This window comes from Comamonas piscis (assembly GCF_014109725.1).
Taxonomy (GTDB): domain Bacteria; phylum Pseudomonadota; class Gammaproteobacteria; order Burkholderiales; family Burkholderiaceae_C; genus Comamonas; species Comamonas piscis.
Genome location: NZ_CP058554.1, coordinates 3,095,363 through 3,110,131, shown reverse-complemented (window position 1 = coordinate 3,110,131; position 14,769 = coordinate 3,095,363). Strand labels below are relative to the sequence as shown.

The following is a 14,769-nucleotide window of genomic DNA, read 5'->3' as shown; positions in this document are numbered from 1 at the left end:
GGCGCCTCCACCGCGCCGTCGGCAGAAGCCTTACACCCCGCTGACCATGTCACGCAGGCGTCGCCGTAGAAGAGGGTGCTTTTCTACACTGTTTGTCGCCTATAGATCGATACGGAGACAAAGAGATGGTGTTGACGCGCAGAAGCATGTTGCAAGCAGGAGCAGCCACGGCAGCGGGTGCCTACATGGGGGTAGGTGCCTCGCTGGCCCATGCCAACAAGACATTTCCAAGCCGGGCCATCAAGCTGGTGGTGGCTTTTCCTGCGGGTGGGCCGACAGATCTGACCATGCGCCAGCTGGCCGACAATGCGGCCAAGGTACTGGGCCAGCCGATTGTGGTCGAGAACCGGCCAGGCGCTGCGGGCTCGCTGCCTGCCGGTCAGCTGCAAAACACGGCAGCCGATGGCTACACCATCGCCCAGCTGCCGATGAGCGTGATGCGCCTGCCGTTTACCACCGGCCTCAAATGGAACCCGGTGGAAGACCTGAGCTACATCATCAATGTCACCGGCTATGCATTCTGCATGGTGGCCAGCACCCAGTCCGGCCTCAAGAGCTGGCAGGATGTGGTCGCCTGGGCCAAGGCCAACCCTGGCAAGCTGACCCTGGGCAATACGGGTACCTACACCTCCCCCCATGTCACCTCGGCCATCATTGCGCAGCAGCTTGGCCTGGATGTTGTGCATGTGCCCTACAAGGGCTCATCTGAGCTGATGCGCGCCACGATGGCGGGCGAGGTGATGGTTGCAGCCGACACCAGCGCCGTCATCCCTTATGTGGACCAGGGCCGCATGGTCGCCTTGAACGTCTGGACCGAAAAGCGCCTCCCGACCTTGCCCAACATCCCCACCTTGATTGAGCTGGGCCTTCCCACCACGCAGTACTCGCCCTTTGGCCTGGTGGGCCCCAAGGGCATGCCAGCCGATGTGCAAACCGCCTTGCACAATGCCTTCAAGCAAGCGATGGAGATGGAAAGCTACCAGGCCATGCTGCAGCGCTTTGAAATGCTGCCCATCTACATGAACAGCGCCGACTACAAGAAGTTTGCCGCTGAGTCATCGGTGAAGGAAAAGGCGGTGTTGGCGAAGCTGGGGCCCCAGGCCTGATCTTGGTGCAGGGCTGATAAGCTGCAACGAATGCCAATAACTGTATATGTATACAGCTATTGGAAAAAGCCCACTTTCGCTGACCCGTTGCCCTCTGACCGGCCCTTTTTGGCTTAGCCAGTACCCTGCACAGCGGCGGGGCGCTGACACATCTGGTGGCAGATGCGGCGATCAGTACTGGTGTTAGGCATGCCATTTTGCTAGAATACTGTAAATACATACAGTTCTCCTATGCAAACCCTCGCCAAACTCCAGATCCTGGCCGATGCCGCCAAATACGATGCCAGCTGTGCATCGAGCGGCAGCAAGCCCCGCGATTCGGTGGGCGGCAAGGGGATGGGATCGACGGAGGGCATGGGGATCTGCCATAGCTACACGCCGGACGGCCGCTGCGTCTCCTTGCTCAAGATCCTGCTGACGAATTTCTGCATCTTCGACTGCCGCTACTGCATCAACCGCAAAAGCTCCAATGTGCAGCGCGCCCGGTTCAGCGCTGCTGAGGTCGTGGCGCTCACGCTGGATTTTTACCGCCGCAACTGCATCGAAGGGCTGTTTCTGTCCAGCGGCATCATCCAGTCGTCTGACTACACGATGGAGCAGCTGGTGGAGGTCGCGCGTTGCTTGCGCGAAGACCATGATTTTCGCGGCTATATCCACCTCAAGACCATTCCCGATGCCTCGCCCGAGCTTCTGGCCCAGGCGGGGCGCTATGCCGACCGCCTCAGCATCAATGTCGAGCTGCCTACCGAGCAAGGGCTGGAGCAGTTAGCCCCTGAGAAAAATGCCGCCGGCATTGCGCTGGCGATGCACCAGGTGGCGGAACATATCGAGGTTGCGCGGCAGCAGACGCAAGACCAGCAGAACGGAAAACTTGTCTCCATGCCGCGCCAGCGCCAAACCGCTCGCGCAGCGGCCCCCCGTTATGCGCCGGCAGGCCAAAGCACGCAAATGATTGTGGGTGCAGACAGCGCCAACGACGCAACCATTTTGCGCACCAGCAGCGGCCTCTACACTGGCCAGCGCCTGCGCCGGGTGTACTACTCGGCCTTCAGCCCCATTCCTGATGCCTCGGCCGATCTGCCTTTGCAGGCGCCGCCGCTGATTCGTGAGCACCGGCTCTACCAGGCCGATTGGCTGATGCGCTTTTACGGTTTCAGCCATGCAGAGATCACCGCGCCGGCGGCTGGCGGCATGCTGGATCTGGAGCTGGATCCCAAACTCGCCTGGGCGCTGTCGCAGCGCCAGCATTTCCCGGTGGACCTCAACCGTGCGCCCAAACAGTGGCTGCTGCGCGTGCCCGGGCTGGGCGTGGGCAGCGTGCAGCGCCTTCTGGCCGCCCGCATGGTGCGCAGGCTCAGGCTGGCTGATTTGCAGCAGCTGCGGGTCGCCACCAGCAAGGTCTTGCCCTTTGTAGAGCTGGATGACTACCACCCGCCGCTGGGCATGCTGGACAGCAGCTCGCTGCGCCAGCAGTTGCTGGGCAAGATGCAACACGGCAGCACCCAGCGGCATCACAGCGGCATGCAGATGCCGGTGCTTGCGCAAATGGCGCTGTTTTAAACCATGCAAGCACAAACCGATTCCCTGGTGGTTGCGCTGGACGGCCCGGATGATTTTGCCGGCTTCCGCCAAGCAGCCCGCGTGCTGCTGGCCCTCAACGTCGATCCGCAAGCATTGCATTGGCGCTGGTCTGATGCCTTGAGCGACCAGAGCGCTGGCGACGATTTGTTTGCAGCCGATGCCGCCGGCAGCCTGGCTGGCAAGGCGCTGACGCCGGACATGCTGGACCAGTTGCCTTGCCCGCCCGGCCAGCCGCTGCGCCTGAAGGCCGCGCAGCTGGGCCTGTTGCGCAATGCCTGCTGCCACAGCCACCCGGGGCGCTTTGCACTGTGCTACCGCTGGCTGTGGCGGGTGCAACAATGGCCAGGCTTGGCGGGCGATGCCTTGGATGGCGATTGGCGTGAGATTGAGCGCATGGCCCGGGCCGTTGGGCGCGACATCCACAAAATGCATGCCTTTGTGCGCTTTCGGCCCAGCCGGGATGCGCAGGGCCGGGAGCTGCACATCGCCTGGTTTGAGCCCGACCATTTTTGCGTGCGAGAGGCCGCGGGCTTTTTTATGCGGCGCTTTACCAGCATGCGCTGGGTGATTTTGACGCCCCAGTGCAGCGTGCACTGGGATCTGGAGCAGCTGCAGTTTGCCGCTGGGGGCCGGGCGCAAGATGCCCCGGGGCCCGATGCCGGCGAGTCGCTATGGCTGGCCTACTACCAATCCACCTTCAACCCAGCACGCCTCAAAGAGCAGGCCATGCTGCGCGAGATGCCGCGCCGCTACTGGAAGAACCTGCCCGAAGCGCAACTGATCAGCGGCCTGGTGGCAGGCGCCCGCAGCCGCACCGGCCACATGCTGGAGGCCGATGCGCTCGGCGAGCACGCCTGAGCGCCAGGTTGCCAATGCGCAAGCCTTTGGCTCAGTGCAGCGAGACGTCTTCGCGCCGTACATGGTCGTTGGCCGTGCCCGTCGGGCGGCTGGACCAGTAACCGGCCAGCAGCGAGCCGGAGATGTTGTGCCATACCGAGAAAATCGCGCCCGGCAGCGCAGCCATGGGGCTGAAGAATTTGGCGCCCAGGCTGGCAGCCAGGCCCGAGTTCTGCATGCCCACCTCAATGGCCAAGGTGCGGCAGACTGATTTGTCAAAGCCCAGCAGGCGGCCGCCCCAGTAGCCACCCAGGTAGCCGATCAGGTTATGCGCAATCACGCCCGCGATCACTACGCCGCCCACGGTGGCGATGCGGTCACGGCTGAGTGCCACGACGGTGGAGAGCACCAGCAAAATCGCCACCATCGACACCAGAGGCAGCACGCGCTCGATGCGCTTGATCTGCGCATGCCAGAAATGGTTGAGCAGCAGACCCAGGCCAATGGGCAGCAGCACGATCTGCGCAATCTCCATCAAGAGCGCGCTCACCGGCACATCGATCGATGCCGAGATATACAGGCGTGCCAGCAGCGGCGTGGCCACAATGCCCACCAGGGTAGACAGCGCACTGATGGTGACCGACAGCGCCACATCACCCTTGGACAGAAAAATCATCACATTCGACGATGTTCCACTGGCCACACTGCCCACCAGCACCATGCCAGCCGTCAGCTCAGGCGGCATGTTCAGCGCCTTGGCAATCAGCCAGGCGGCCAGGGGCATGATCAGGTAGTGCAAAAACAGGCCAGCCGCTATAGGGGCAGGGCGCTGCAGCACCCGGCTGAAATCGCTCACACGCAGGGTCACCCCCATCGCGAACATGATCAGCATCAGCAATTGGGCGATATGGGGCTTGAAGCCCAAAAACGCCGATGGCAGGCTGTAGGCCACCAGCGCCATCACAGCGGCCCAGACAGGGAAAAGACGGGTCAACAAGGCAAGCACGGAAATATCCAGACCAAAAACATGGCGCCAACGCTGCGCAAACGGGCAAGCCCGATGCGTGGCTGGGCGCAGACAAGCGAGAGGAGGGTGATGCGATATGGCGGATCGGCTGCCCTGCCAGGCCAGGGGTGGTGGCCAAGGACTAACGAGGGGCGATGAACGCGGGCTACAGGGTGGTAGCGGGCAAGCGCTGGGTGCTTTTGGCTAGCCGCATCAGTGGCGCCATCATAAGGTTACGACTGCAACTGGTTGGCCCTGTGAGCAGGTGGCAGTGCAAAGCGCTCGGATATAACCTGGCTGCCGCACCGCATCCCCGCCTTGGGCAACAAGCCGCGCTGTTACGGCCTTATACGCATTGATGGCTGGCATGATTTGTACCCCTTAGCTGCTACGTTCTAGATAGCAGTATGTAGGGCCACGGCGCGCCTGCATCCATGCGCAGGAGCCCCTGTGAAAGACTCCGGCAAAGCCTTCTTCATTGTAGGACTGCAGGCTTTTTGTGCCCTTTGCTTGCATGCTGTGACAGCAAGTGCCGGTTCATCCAGTAGAGTCGTTGAGATTGGTTAACGATCTGATGCATTGTGCTTACAAACTCTAGGTAGCAGTGGAGCCATGCATCTTCAGTCTCTCAGTCGCGCTCCAGCGCCGCTGCTGATCCATTAATAGCTCCGTGCCCCGCGGCCTTGCCAGCGGGACACCATTTTGGGAGGAGGGTGCAGATATGCCACCCCATGCAGCATCCAATATGCCGCTGCCGCAAATAGGCGGCTGGCTTGAACACAGTGTTGGCCCTTTGATGAGTTGGTGCATCCTGGTGGCGGCCGCAGCGCTGGCCGGTCACATGGTGTTCCGCCTGACCGGCTTTCCGCGCATGCTTGGCTACACGGTAGTCGGCTTGTTCGCCGGCTGGCTGGGTTTTGGCGATCTGCCTTGGCCGCTGCAGGGCAATACCCAAGTGCTGCTGCACACGGCCGTGGGCACCAGCATGCTGATTGCAGCGTCCCAAATCTCCTTGAAATGGCTGTTGCGACAGCCATTTTTGCTGCTGCAAAGCCTGGTGGAATCGATGGCTGCGCTGGTTCTGGTGACGGGCACCTTGCAGTTGCTGGGCATGGGCTGGGCCGTGTCGCTCGGGGTCGGCGTGGTGGCGATGGCGGCATCGCCCTCCGTTTTGTTGCGTATCTCTTCCGATCTGCGCTCCAGCGGTGCCGTGACCGACCGCAGCTTGCTGATGGCCACCCTGGGCTGCATCTATGCGCTGGTGCTGGGTCTGGTGATCACGGTGGCGTGGTCGCCTGTTCCGGGCACGGATGCGCAATCGGGCCTGGTGCTGACGGCAGCGGGCATGGGCCATTTGCTGTGGAACCTGGGCCTGACGCTGTTGTGGGCCTTGCTCACCACAGCTGTTTTGTGGCCGGTGCTGCGCTGGACCTCTTCCCGCAGTGACTCCACCGCGCTTTACATGCTGGCCGTGCTGGTCGCCGCCAGCTTGCTGGCCGAGCGCCTGGGCGGCTCCTCAGCGCTGGGCTTTGTGCTGGCCGGGGTGATGCTGCGCAATCTGAGCCCCAAGCCGATGGTCTGGCCCTCGGCCTTTATGGCCGGCAACACGATGCTCAATCTGCTGATGTTTGTGCTGGTGGCCAGCATGGCCGGGCAGATGGCGCCCAGCGCTGCGCTGATCAGTGTGGTGGCCGCCGCCAGCCTGGCGCGGTTGCTGGGCAAGATGGGCGGTGTGCTGTTGCTCGGGGCCGGTACGGGCATTGGCTGGCTGCGCCAGTGGCCGGTGGCTTGCGCGCAATCGCCCAGCTCGGGCCTGGCTTTGCTGATTGCATCAGCCCAGGTGGCACAGTGGGCAGCGGTCAACCCCGAGGTGGCGATCAGTGTGTCCTCCATCGCGCTGCCGATGATTGTTTTGTGCGAGGTGATCGGCGTGCTGCTGGCCTCGCTGGCTTTGTGGCGCAGCGGCGAGGCGCACCGGGGCATTGGCCTGTCCGCCCTTACCAGCAAGGAAAAACGCCATGACACTTGAAGCTTTTCAACAATCCGAGGCGTTGACTCTGGGCGTCGAGCTGGAACTGCAACTGGTCAACACCAACCACTATGACCTGACCCCCTATGCCCCCGATATGCTGGCCCTGCTGAAAAATGCGCAGGTGCCGGGCTCGATCGTGCCCGAGGTCACCACCAGCATGATCGAGATATCGACCGGCATTTGCACCGATGCGCAGGATGCCTACCAGCAGCTCAGCGTCACCCGTGATGCGCTGGTCAAGGCTGCCGACAAGCTCAATATTGCGCTGTCTGGCGGCGGCACCCACCCGTTCCAGCAGTGGCACCAGCAGCGCATCTACAACAAGCCGCGCTTCAAAGAGATCACCGCGCTCTACGGCTACCTCACCAAGCAGTTCACCATCTTTGGCCAGCACGTGCATGTGGGCTGCCCCAGTGCCGATGCAGGGCTGATGATGCTGCACCGGCTCTCGCGCTATATCCCGCACTTCATTGCGCTGTCGGCCTCCAGCCCTTTTGTGCAGGGGCAGGACACCGCCTTTGATTCGGCGCGGCTGAACTCGGTGTTTGCGTTTCCGCTGTCGGGCCGGGCGCCGTTTGCGCTGCACTGGGAGGACTTTGAGCGCTACTACGACAAGATGACCGCCACCGGCGTGATCCACAGCATGAAGGATTTTTACTGGGACATCCGCCCCAAGCCCGAGTTTGGCACCGTGGAGGTGCGCGTGTTTGACACTCCGCTGTCCATTGAACGCGCTGTGGCATTGGCCGCCTATGTGCAGGCGCTGGGGGCCTGGTTTCTGGCCGAAGAGCCCTTTGAGCCCAGCGAGGACGACTACCTGGTCTACACCTACAACCGCTTCCAGGCCTGCCGCTTTGGCCTGGAGGGCGCCTATGTGGACCCAGCGACCAGCGAGTCCTTTGGCCTGCGCGAGCATATCTTGCTGACCTTGCAACGCATCCAGTCCTATGTGCCGGAGAACAGCAAAGAGGCTTTGCAGCAGCTGCGCAAGACCGTCAATGAGGGCGTTAACGACGCGAGCCGCCTGCGCGAGGCCTATGCCCAAGCCCAGCAATTGCCTGAGGTGGTGCGGCAGTCGACCTTGCGGTTCCGTTATTGAAGTACCAAACGCCGGGGAGCGCGGGCAAATTTAGGCGTCTGGAAGGGCTGGCTTGTATTACAGTGCAGCAGCCATCCCTTCTTCTGTATTGCCCCGTGTCTGCAAAACCTCTGCTACTTATCCAGGTCGGCACCCCGCCCGACGACATCCGCGCCCAGGTAGGCGATCTGCCATTGTGGTTCTCCGCCGTGCTCGCCGCAGGGCCTGCCTTTGAGGTGGTTCGCGTTTTCGAGGGTGAGCCCTTGCCGCCGCATGGCGCACACAGCGCCGCAATCATCACCGGATCCTGGGCGATGGTGACGGATTTGGTGCCCTGGAGCGAGGCAACAGCCCAATGGATACGCGATGCGATGGCGCAGGCATTTCCGCTGTTTGGCGTTTGCTACGGCCACCAGCTGATGGCCCATGCCTTGGGCGGCAAGGTGGACTACCACCCGCAGGGCCGCGAAATGGGCTGCCTGGATATCGATCTGCTGCCAGGCGCCGAGGCCGAGCCCTTGCTTGCAGGCGCTGGCTCGCGCTTCAAAGCCAACCTGACCCATATGCAGACAGTGCTGGAGCTGCCACCGGGTGCCCAGGTGCTCGCCCGTTCAGCGCATGACCCGCACCAGGTTGTGCGTTACGGACCCAATGCGGTGTCTACCCAATTCCATCCCGAGTTCAGCCCGGCGATTGCGGCAACCTGCATCCAACTGCGTGCGCAGGTGCTGCAATCAGAAGGTTTTGACCCGGATGCCATGCTGGGCCAATTGGCCGAAACCCCTGTGCCACAGCAGATGCTGCAGCGCTTTGTTGCAGCCTATGCACGCCAGCCGGCAGTTGCATCGGCGGGGCAAGAGCCCCAAGCCGCTCAGGCCGAAACGAGTTTGACGGTATAGCCCTTGCCGGAGGCGATCACCTCCAGCAGGCGGTCGATATTGGGATGCGCGCCGGGGCGGGCCTTGGCGTCGTCGGTATGCTCGGCAAAGATCTGCAGGCCTTCTTCAGCCGCTGCCACATTGATGCCGCCATGCTTGGCGGCCAAGGCGTTGTACACCCGCACCGAGCCGGCCTTGCCCGGCGCATTCGGAATGCTGGCTGCCAGCTGGCCATCGGCATCGATCAGCTGCAGCTCGGCGATATGGTCGATGGCGGGCAGGGATTGGAGATTGTCAGCGAAAGCCATGGTGATCTTGGGTGCGAAATGGGTATCAAAAAAATAGCTACCCCTGCTGAAGGCATGGGTGGCTAAGGTGTTTTTGCATTATGCCGTACTGCCTTTCTGCCCAAGGGGAGGGCGCATGCCGGCTCTCCAGCAGTTGCTTTAGCGCTGCGCCTCGATCAAGCCGATGATGAAGTCCCAATGCACGGCATCCACCGGCGTGATCGACAGGCGATTGCCTTTTTGCAGCACCCGCATGTCTTGCAGCTCCGGGTACTGGCGCAACGCGGCCACGCTGATGGGTTCAATCTTGCGCAGTGCCTGCACATCGAGCATCAGCCAGCGCGGCGCCTCCCGCTTGGACTTGGGGTCGAAGTATTTGGACTGGGCATCGAACTGGCTGGCATCCGGCCGCAAGTTGCCTGCAACGCGGGCGATGCCATAAATGCCCGGCTCGGCGCAGCTGGAATGCCAGTACAGCACCCCATCGCCCACCTGCATGCCATCGCGCATAAAGTTGCGCGCCTGGTAGTTGCGCACGCCGTCCCAGGCAATCGTGGCATCAGGCGCGGCGAGCGCCTGGTCGATCCCATATTCATCGGGTTCGTTCTTCATCAACCAGTAGCGGGGGGCAGCGTTCATGGTGGGGCGGTTTTTGGGCTGGGTTGTGAGGAGGGGAAAGGCGAGGGCGCTTTGCGGGTGATGCTAACCGATGCGATGTGCGGGTAACGGCTACCGCGGCGCTGGCAAGCGGCACCAGCCAATGCGCTCTTAACGCACAAGAAAGGACCAGCGAAGACGCTACGCCGTTTATGCATGAATGCGCTGCGCATAAATCCCCTGTACATAGTACAATAGAGAGCTTTGCAAGCTTTTACAGCGCAGGGAGCGCCTGGTGCCGGGCACCGCGCGGCTTGGAGCGGCTGGTACGCACCGAATATTTCGGGCCGTATCTGTATTGCAAGGGATGACAGGGTTCATGGTCCGCAAGGACATACCCAGAGCCCAGGAAAGCCACCGCTGCTGGTGGCACACAGATCAGCATCGCGAGAATCTGTTTTCGCGCATGCACCACTAGACAAGGATTCGTCGACTTATATGGCTAAAGAAGAACTGATTGAGATGCAAGGCTCCGTGACCGAAGTGTTGCCTGATTCGCGTTTTCGCGTGAAGCTGGAAAACGGTCATGAGCTGATTGCTTACACGGGCGGCAAGATGCGCAAACACCACATCCGCATTCTGGCGGGTGACAAGGTGTCGCTGGAAATGTCGCCTTACGATTTGAGCAAGGGCCGTATCACTTTCCGTCACCTGCCTGGCCGTGGCCCAGCGCCATCGCAGCGCTAATGGCTAGGGCGCAGCAAGTGTTGCGCCTTGGTGCGAGCAGGGCAGTTGTAAAAAAATCGTCAAATACGAAAAACCACTGCCCAAACCCTGGTTAGAATAACGGCTTAGTCGGAGCGTAGCGCAGCCTGGTAGCGCATCTGCTTTGGGAGCAGAGGGTCGCGAGTTCGAATCCCGCCGCTCCGACCATTCCATTTAAAAACCTGTTGTACGCAAGTGCAGCAGGTTTTTTGTTTTGCTCGCGCCACGCCATGGTGCCCGCAGATTTAATGTTGCCAAAGTAATCATTTTTGTCTTTTGCAGGGTCCGAGACGTTATACAATAGCGGCTTAGTCGGAGCGTAGCGCAGCCTGGTAGCGCATCTGCTTTGGGAGCAGAGGGTCGTGAGTTCGAATCCCACCGCTCCGACCATCCTTATTGAAAACCTGTTGCATGCAAGTGCAGCAGGTTTTTCATTTGTGTGCTCCGTATTCAGCCAACTTCACGGCGAGTAGTGAATACGCTGCAATCCGTGGCTGCCGAGCACGAACAACAAGATGGCGATGGCCAGCTAAAGTGCAGCGCGATGCCCCTGCCAGGATCGGGGACTGTGCCGTCCTGGATACATATATTTACCGATCCAATGCGCGTTGATTTTGCTGCATTCTTCTCTGAATCCAGCCTTGCCTAGCAGAAATCTGGCCCATGTGGTTGCTGCACAGAACGCTACAGGTAGCGTACACTCAAGCCCATAGACACCATATGTAGTGTCCGCCGCTTTCCCCACCGGTTTCCTCTCAGCTCTCACGTCAGCCTTTACGCGCCTGCATTGCCTGGCGCGTTTTGGCGCGGGACGGCTGCGTCTCGCACCGGTGGTTCTGCGTCTTTTATCCCATTAGAAACATCGCAAATGAACCAGACAACCACTATGAGAGTCACCAAGCGTGACGGTCGCGTTGAGCCTATCGACCTGGACAAAATCCACCGAGTGATTGACTGGGCTGCCAAAGACCTGCGCGATGTTTCGGTCTCCCAGATCGAGCTGCAGTCGCACATTCAGTTTTATGACGGCATTCGCACCGATGCCATCCATGAAACCATCATCAAGTCCGCTGCGGATTTGATCTCTGAAGACGCGCCCGACTACCAGTACGTCGCAGCGCGCCTGGCCATCTTTCATCTGCGCAAGATTGCCTTTGGCCAGTTCGAACCGCCGCACCTCTACGACCATGTGCAAAAGCTCACCGAGCTGAAGAAGTACGACCCGCACCTGCTGGCCGACTACAGCCGCGAAGAGTACGACGAGATCAATGGTTTTATCGACCACTGGCGCGATATGGATTTCTCCTACGCAGCCGTCAAGCAGCTCGAAGGCAAGTACCTGGTGCAGAACCGGGTGACCAAGCGCATCTACGAGAGCCCGCAGATTCTGTACGTGCTGGTGGCAATGAGCCTTTTTGCCAAGTACCCAGCCGACCGCCGCCTGCAGTACATCAAGCGCTTCTACGATGCCGTCTCGCGTTTCAAGATTTCGCTGCCCACGCCCATCATGTCCGGCGTGCGCACGCCCTTGCGCCAGTTCAGCTCCTGCGTGCTGATCGAGTGCGATGACAGCCTGGACAGCATCAACGCCACCACCAGCGCCATCGTCAAGTACGTGTCGCAGCGCGCCGGTATCGGCATCAACGGCGGCCGCATCCGCGCCCTGGGCAGCGAGATCCGTGGCGGCGAAGCGCAGCACACCGGCTGCCTGCCTTTCTTCAAGATGTTCCAGTCGGCCGTCAAGTCCTGCTCGCAAGGGGGCGTGCGCGGTGGTGCAGCCACCTTGTTCTACCCGCTGTGGCACCTGGAAGCCGAGTCGCTGCTGGTGCTGAAGAACAACCGTGGCGTTGAAGAAAACCGTATCCGCCACCTGGACTACGGTATCCAGATCAACCGCATGCTCTACCAGCGCCTGATCAAGGGCCAGAACATCAGCCTGTTCTCGCCCCATGATGTGCCTGGCATGTACGAGGCCTTTTTTGCCGATCAGAACAAGTTCGAAGAGCTGTACGTCAAGTACGAGAACGACGAATCCATTCGCAAGCGCACCCTGCCAGCGGTGGAGCTGTTCTCGCTGATGATGCAAGAGCGTGCCAGCACTGGCCGTATCTACATCCAGAACGTGGACCACTGCAACACCCACAGCCCCTTCAACCCGGCTGTGGCGCCGGTTCGCCAGTCGAACCTGTGCATGGAAATCCTGCTGCCCACCAGCCCGCTGGAAGACATCAAGGACGAGAATGGCGAAATCGCGCTCTGCACCTTGTCCGCCTTCAACCTGGGCGCGCTGGAATCGACCGACGAGCTAGAAGAGCTGGCCGACCTGATCGTGCGTGCACTCGATGCCTTGTTGGAGTACCAGGACTACCCGGTGGCCGCTGCCCGCGTCGCGACCGAAAAGCGCCGCTCGCTAGGCGTGGGCGTGATCAACTACGCCTACTACCTGGCCAAGAACGGCGTGCGCTACTCCGACGGTTCGGCCAATGGCCTGACCCACCGCACCTTTGAAGCCATCCAGTACTACCTACTCAAGGCATCGGTGCAGCTGTCGCGCGAATTCGGTCCTTGCACGGCCTTTGCCGAGACCAACTACGCCGCCGGCATCCTGCCCATCGATACCTATAAGAAGGACATCGACGCGCTGACCGACGAGCCCCTGCACCTCGATTGGGAAACCCTGCGCACCGAGATCAAGACCCATGGCCTGCGCAACTCGACCCTGACCGCGCTGATGCCATCGGAGACCTCCAGCCAGATCGCCAACGCGACCAATGGCATCGAGCCTCCACGTGGTTTTGTGTCGGTCAAGCAGTCCAAGGACGGCATCCTGCGCCAGGTGGTGCCGGAGATTGACCGTTTGAAGGGCCAGTACGAACTGCTGTGGCAAATGCCTAACAACGATGGCTACCTCAAGCTCGTGGGCCTGATGCAGAAGTTTGTCGACCAGTCCATCTCGGCCAACACCAACTACGACCCGCAGCGCTTTGCCGATGGCAAGGTGCCTATGCAGCAATTGCTCAAGGACCTGCTGCAGGCCTACAAGTTTGGTGTCAAGACGCTGTACTACCACAACACCCGTGACGGTGCCGAGGACATGCAGAGCGCGGCTGCAGAAGACGACTGCGCCAGCGGCGCCTGCAAGATCTAAGGACAGAGAAGGCCATGGCATACAGCACCTTTTCCAAGGTTGACAATGACCAGCTCAAGGAACCGATGTTCTTTGGCAATCCGGTCAATGTCGCCCGCTACGACCAGCAGAAGTACCCGATTTTCGAGAAGCTGATTGAAAAGCAGCTCTCGTTCTTCTGGCGCCCTGAAGAAGTGGACATCACGCAGGACCGGATCGACTACCAGAAGCTGCCCGACCACGAGAAGCACATCTTCATCAGCAACCTGAAGTACCAGACCTTGCTGGACTCCATCCAGGGGCGCAGCCCCAACATGGCCTTCCTGCCGCTGGTGTCGCTGCCGGAGCTGGAGACCTGGATTGAGACCTGGGCGTTCTCGGAGACCATCCATTCGCGCTCGTACACGCACATCCTGCGCAATATCGTCAATGATCCTTCGGTGATCTTTGACGACATCATGCGCAACGAGAACATCAAGCTGCGCGCGGGCGATATCTCGTCCTACTACGACGATCTGATCCGCGATGCCATGCTGCACGCCCAGCTGGGCGCCGGCAGCCACACCATCAATGGTGTGGTGCATGAGATCGATGTGTACCAGCTCAAGAAGAAGATGTTCCTGTGCCTGATGAATGTGAACATTCTGGAGGCCATCCGCTTTTATGTGAGCTTTGCCTGCTCGTTCGCATTTGCCGAGCGCAAGCTGATGGAGGGCAATGCCAAGATCATCCGCTTGATCGCCCGTGATGAAGCGCTGCACCTGACCGGTACCCAGCACTTGCTCAACATCATGCGCTCGGGCCAAGACGACCCGGACTTTGCCAAGATTGCCAAAGAGACCGAGCAGGAATGCTTTGAGATGTTCAAGACCGCGGCCTTGCAGGAAAAGCAGTGGGCCGAGTACCTGTTCCGCGACGGCTCGATGATCGGCCTGAATAAGGACATCCTGAGCCAGTATGTGGAGTACATCACCAATATCCGCATGTCGGCGATCGGCCTCAAGCCCGCGTTCGAGAATGCCAAGAGCAACCCGATCCCCTGGATCAACACCTGGTTGTCGTCCGACACCGTGCAAGTAGCCCCGCAAGAGGTGGAGCTGAGCTCCTACCTGGTTGGCCAGATCAACGCCGAAGTCTCGCTGGATGACCTGAGCGGAATCGAGTTGTGACCACCGTCAGCACCACGGACAGGCTCATACGCGTACTGCCAGGGGAGACCCTGCTGGAGGCGTTGGAGCGCACCGGCCACGATGTGGAGTACCAGTGCCGTGGTGGCTATTGCGGCAGCTGCCGCCTCACCTTGCTGGAAGGCGAAGTCGTCTACACCCAGGAGCCGCTGGCCTTTGTCGGGCCGAATGAGGTGGTTCCCTGCTGCTGCGTGGTCAAGACCCCCATTAAGGTGGAATGCAGCCTCCGGCAAGTGGAAGCCAGCGCCGAGGACAAGAGCCAGCTCGCTCTGGATCTGTAATCTGCTG

The 14,769-nt window shown here is 60.7% G+C and carries 13 protein-coding genes and 2 tRNA genes; 12 read left to right on the top strand and 3 right to left on the bottom strand.

Annotation, left to right across the window (positions count from 1 at the left end; translation table 11 throughout):
• Positions 1–146 precede the first annotated feature (146 nt).
• From HS961_RS14000 to HS961_RS13990, 3 genes are all read left to right on the top strand, one after another.
• Positions 147–1,106 carry a tripartite tricarboxylate transporter substrate binding protein gene (locus HS961_RS14000; protein ID WP_238347606.1) on the top strand — a complete coding sequence of 320 codons (960 nt, stop codon included), beginning with the start codon at positions 147–149 and terminating at the stop codon, positions 1,104–1,106.
• Between the two features lie 231 nt (positions 1,107–1,337).
• Positions 1,338–2,666 (top strand): putative DNA modification/repair radical SAM protein, encoded by a 1,329-nt coding sequence (locus HS961_RS13995; protein ID WP_182322942.1) that lies wholly within the window; start codon positions 1,338–1,340, stop codon positions 2,664–2,666.
• A gap of 3 nt (positions 2,667–2,669) precedes the next feature.
• Entirely contained in the window at positions 2,670–3,545 is an 876-nt protein-coding gene (locus HS961_RS13990; RefSeq protein ID WP_182322940.1) for a TIGR03915 family putative DNA repair protein, read from the top strand.
• Positions 3,546–3,576: 31 nt separating this feature from the next.
• On the opposite strand, the gene panS is transcribed toward HS961_RS13990, so the two are convergent.
• Entirely contained in the window at positions 3,577–4,530 is a 954-nt protein-coding gene (panS, locus tag HS961_RS13985; RefSeq protein WP_182322939.1) for a ketopantoate/pantoate/pantothenate transporter PanS, read from the bottom strand.
• A 796-nt stretch (positions 4,531–5,326) separates the two neighbouring features.
• Here panS and HS961_RS13980 point away from each other — a divergent pair.
• The 3 genes from HS961_RS13980 to HS961_RS13970 all read left to right on the top strand — a co-directional run bounded on the left by HS961_RS13980 (position 5,327) and on the right by HS961_RS13970 (position 8,539).
• Entirely contained in the window at positions 5,327–6,559 is a 1,233-nt protein-coding gene (locus HS961_RS13980; protein ID WP_238347605.1) for a cation:proton antiporter, read from the top strand.
• Positions 6,549–7,661 (top strand): YbdK family carboxylate-amine ligase, encoded by a 1,113-nt coding sequence (locus HS961_RS13975; RefSeq protein ID WP_182322937.1) that lies wholly within the window; start codon positions 6,549–6,551, stop codon positions 7,659–7,661. Before HS961_RS13980 ends, HS961_RS13975 begins: the two co-directional genes overlap by 11 nt.
• A 95-nt stretch (positions 7,662–7,756) precedes the next feature.
• Positions 7,757–8,539 (top strand): glutamine amidotransferase, encoded by a 783-nt coding sequence (locus HS961_RS13970; RefSeq protein ID WP_182322935.1) that lies wholly within the window; start codon positions 7,757–7,759, stop codon positions 8,537–8,539.
• Here HS961_RS13970 and HS961_RS13965 read toward each other — a convergent pair.
• Together HS961_RS13965 and HS961_RS13960 are read right to left on the bottom strand one after the other, a co-directional pair.
• Positions 8,512–8,826, bottom strand: coding sequence for a DUF2322 family protein (locus HS961_RS13965; protein WP_182322933.1), 315 nt, complete (start codon positions 8,824–8,826; stop codon positions 8,512–8,514). The genes HS961_RS13970 and HS961_RS13965 overlap by 28 nt on opposite strands.
• A 138-nt stretch (positions 8,827–8,964) precedes the next feature.
• Complete coding sequence (locus HS961_RS13960) at positions 8,965–9,444, bottom strand: EVE domain-containing protein (RefSeq protein ID WP_182322931.1); 480 nt, start codon at positions 9,442–9,444, stop codon at positions 8,965–8,967.
• A 456-nt stretch (positions 9,445–9,900) separates the two neighbouring features.
• Here HS961_RS13960 and infA point away from each other — a divergent pair, with 456 nt between their 5' ends.
• From infA to yfaE, 6 genes are all read left to right on the top strand, one after another.
• Positions 9,901–10,149: a translation initiation factor IF-1 gene (gene infA, locus HS961_RS13955; RefSeq protein ID WP_182322929.1), complete on the top strand. Its 249-nt coding sequence runs from the start codon at positions 9,901–9,903 to the stop codon at positions 10,147–10,149.
• Positions 10,150–10,258: 109 nt separating this feature from the next.
• Positions 10,259–10,335: transfer RNA gene (locus HS961_RS13950), tRNA-Pro, on the top strand.
• Positions 10,336–10,480: 145 nt separating this feature from the next.
• Positions 10,481–10,557: transfer RNA gene (locus HS961_RS13945), tRNA-Pro, on the top strand.
• Positions 10,558–11,053: 496 nt separating this feature from the next.
• Positions 11,054–13,315: a class 1a ribonucleoside-diphosphate reductase subunit alpha gene (nrdA, locus tag HS961_RS13940; protein ID WP_412101599.1), complete on the top strand. Its 2,262-nt coding sequence runs from the start codon at positions 11,054–11,056 to the stop codon at positions 13,313–13,315.
• A 14-nt stretch (positions 13,316–13,329) separates the two neighbouring features.
• Positions 13,330–14,463 carry a class Ia ribonucleoside-diphosphate reductase subunit beta gene (gene nrdB / locus HS961_RS13935; RefSeq protein WP_182322925.1) on the top strand — a complete coding sequence of 378 codons (1,134 nt, stop codon included), beginning with the start codon at positions 13,330–13,332 and terminating at the stop codon, positions 14,461–14,463.
• Positions 14,460–14,762 (top strand): class I ribonucleotide reductase maintenance protein YfaE, encoded by a 303-nt coding sequence (gene yfaE, locus HS961_RS13930; RefSeq protein ID WP_182322923.1) that lies wholly within the window; start codon positions 14,460–14,462, stop codon positions 14,760–14,762. The genes nrdB and yfaE overlap by 4 nt, the downstream gene beginning before the upstream one ends.
• Positions 14,763–14,769 lie beyond the last annotated feature (7 nt).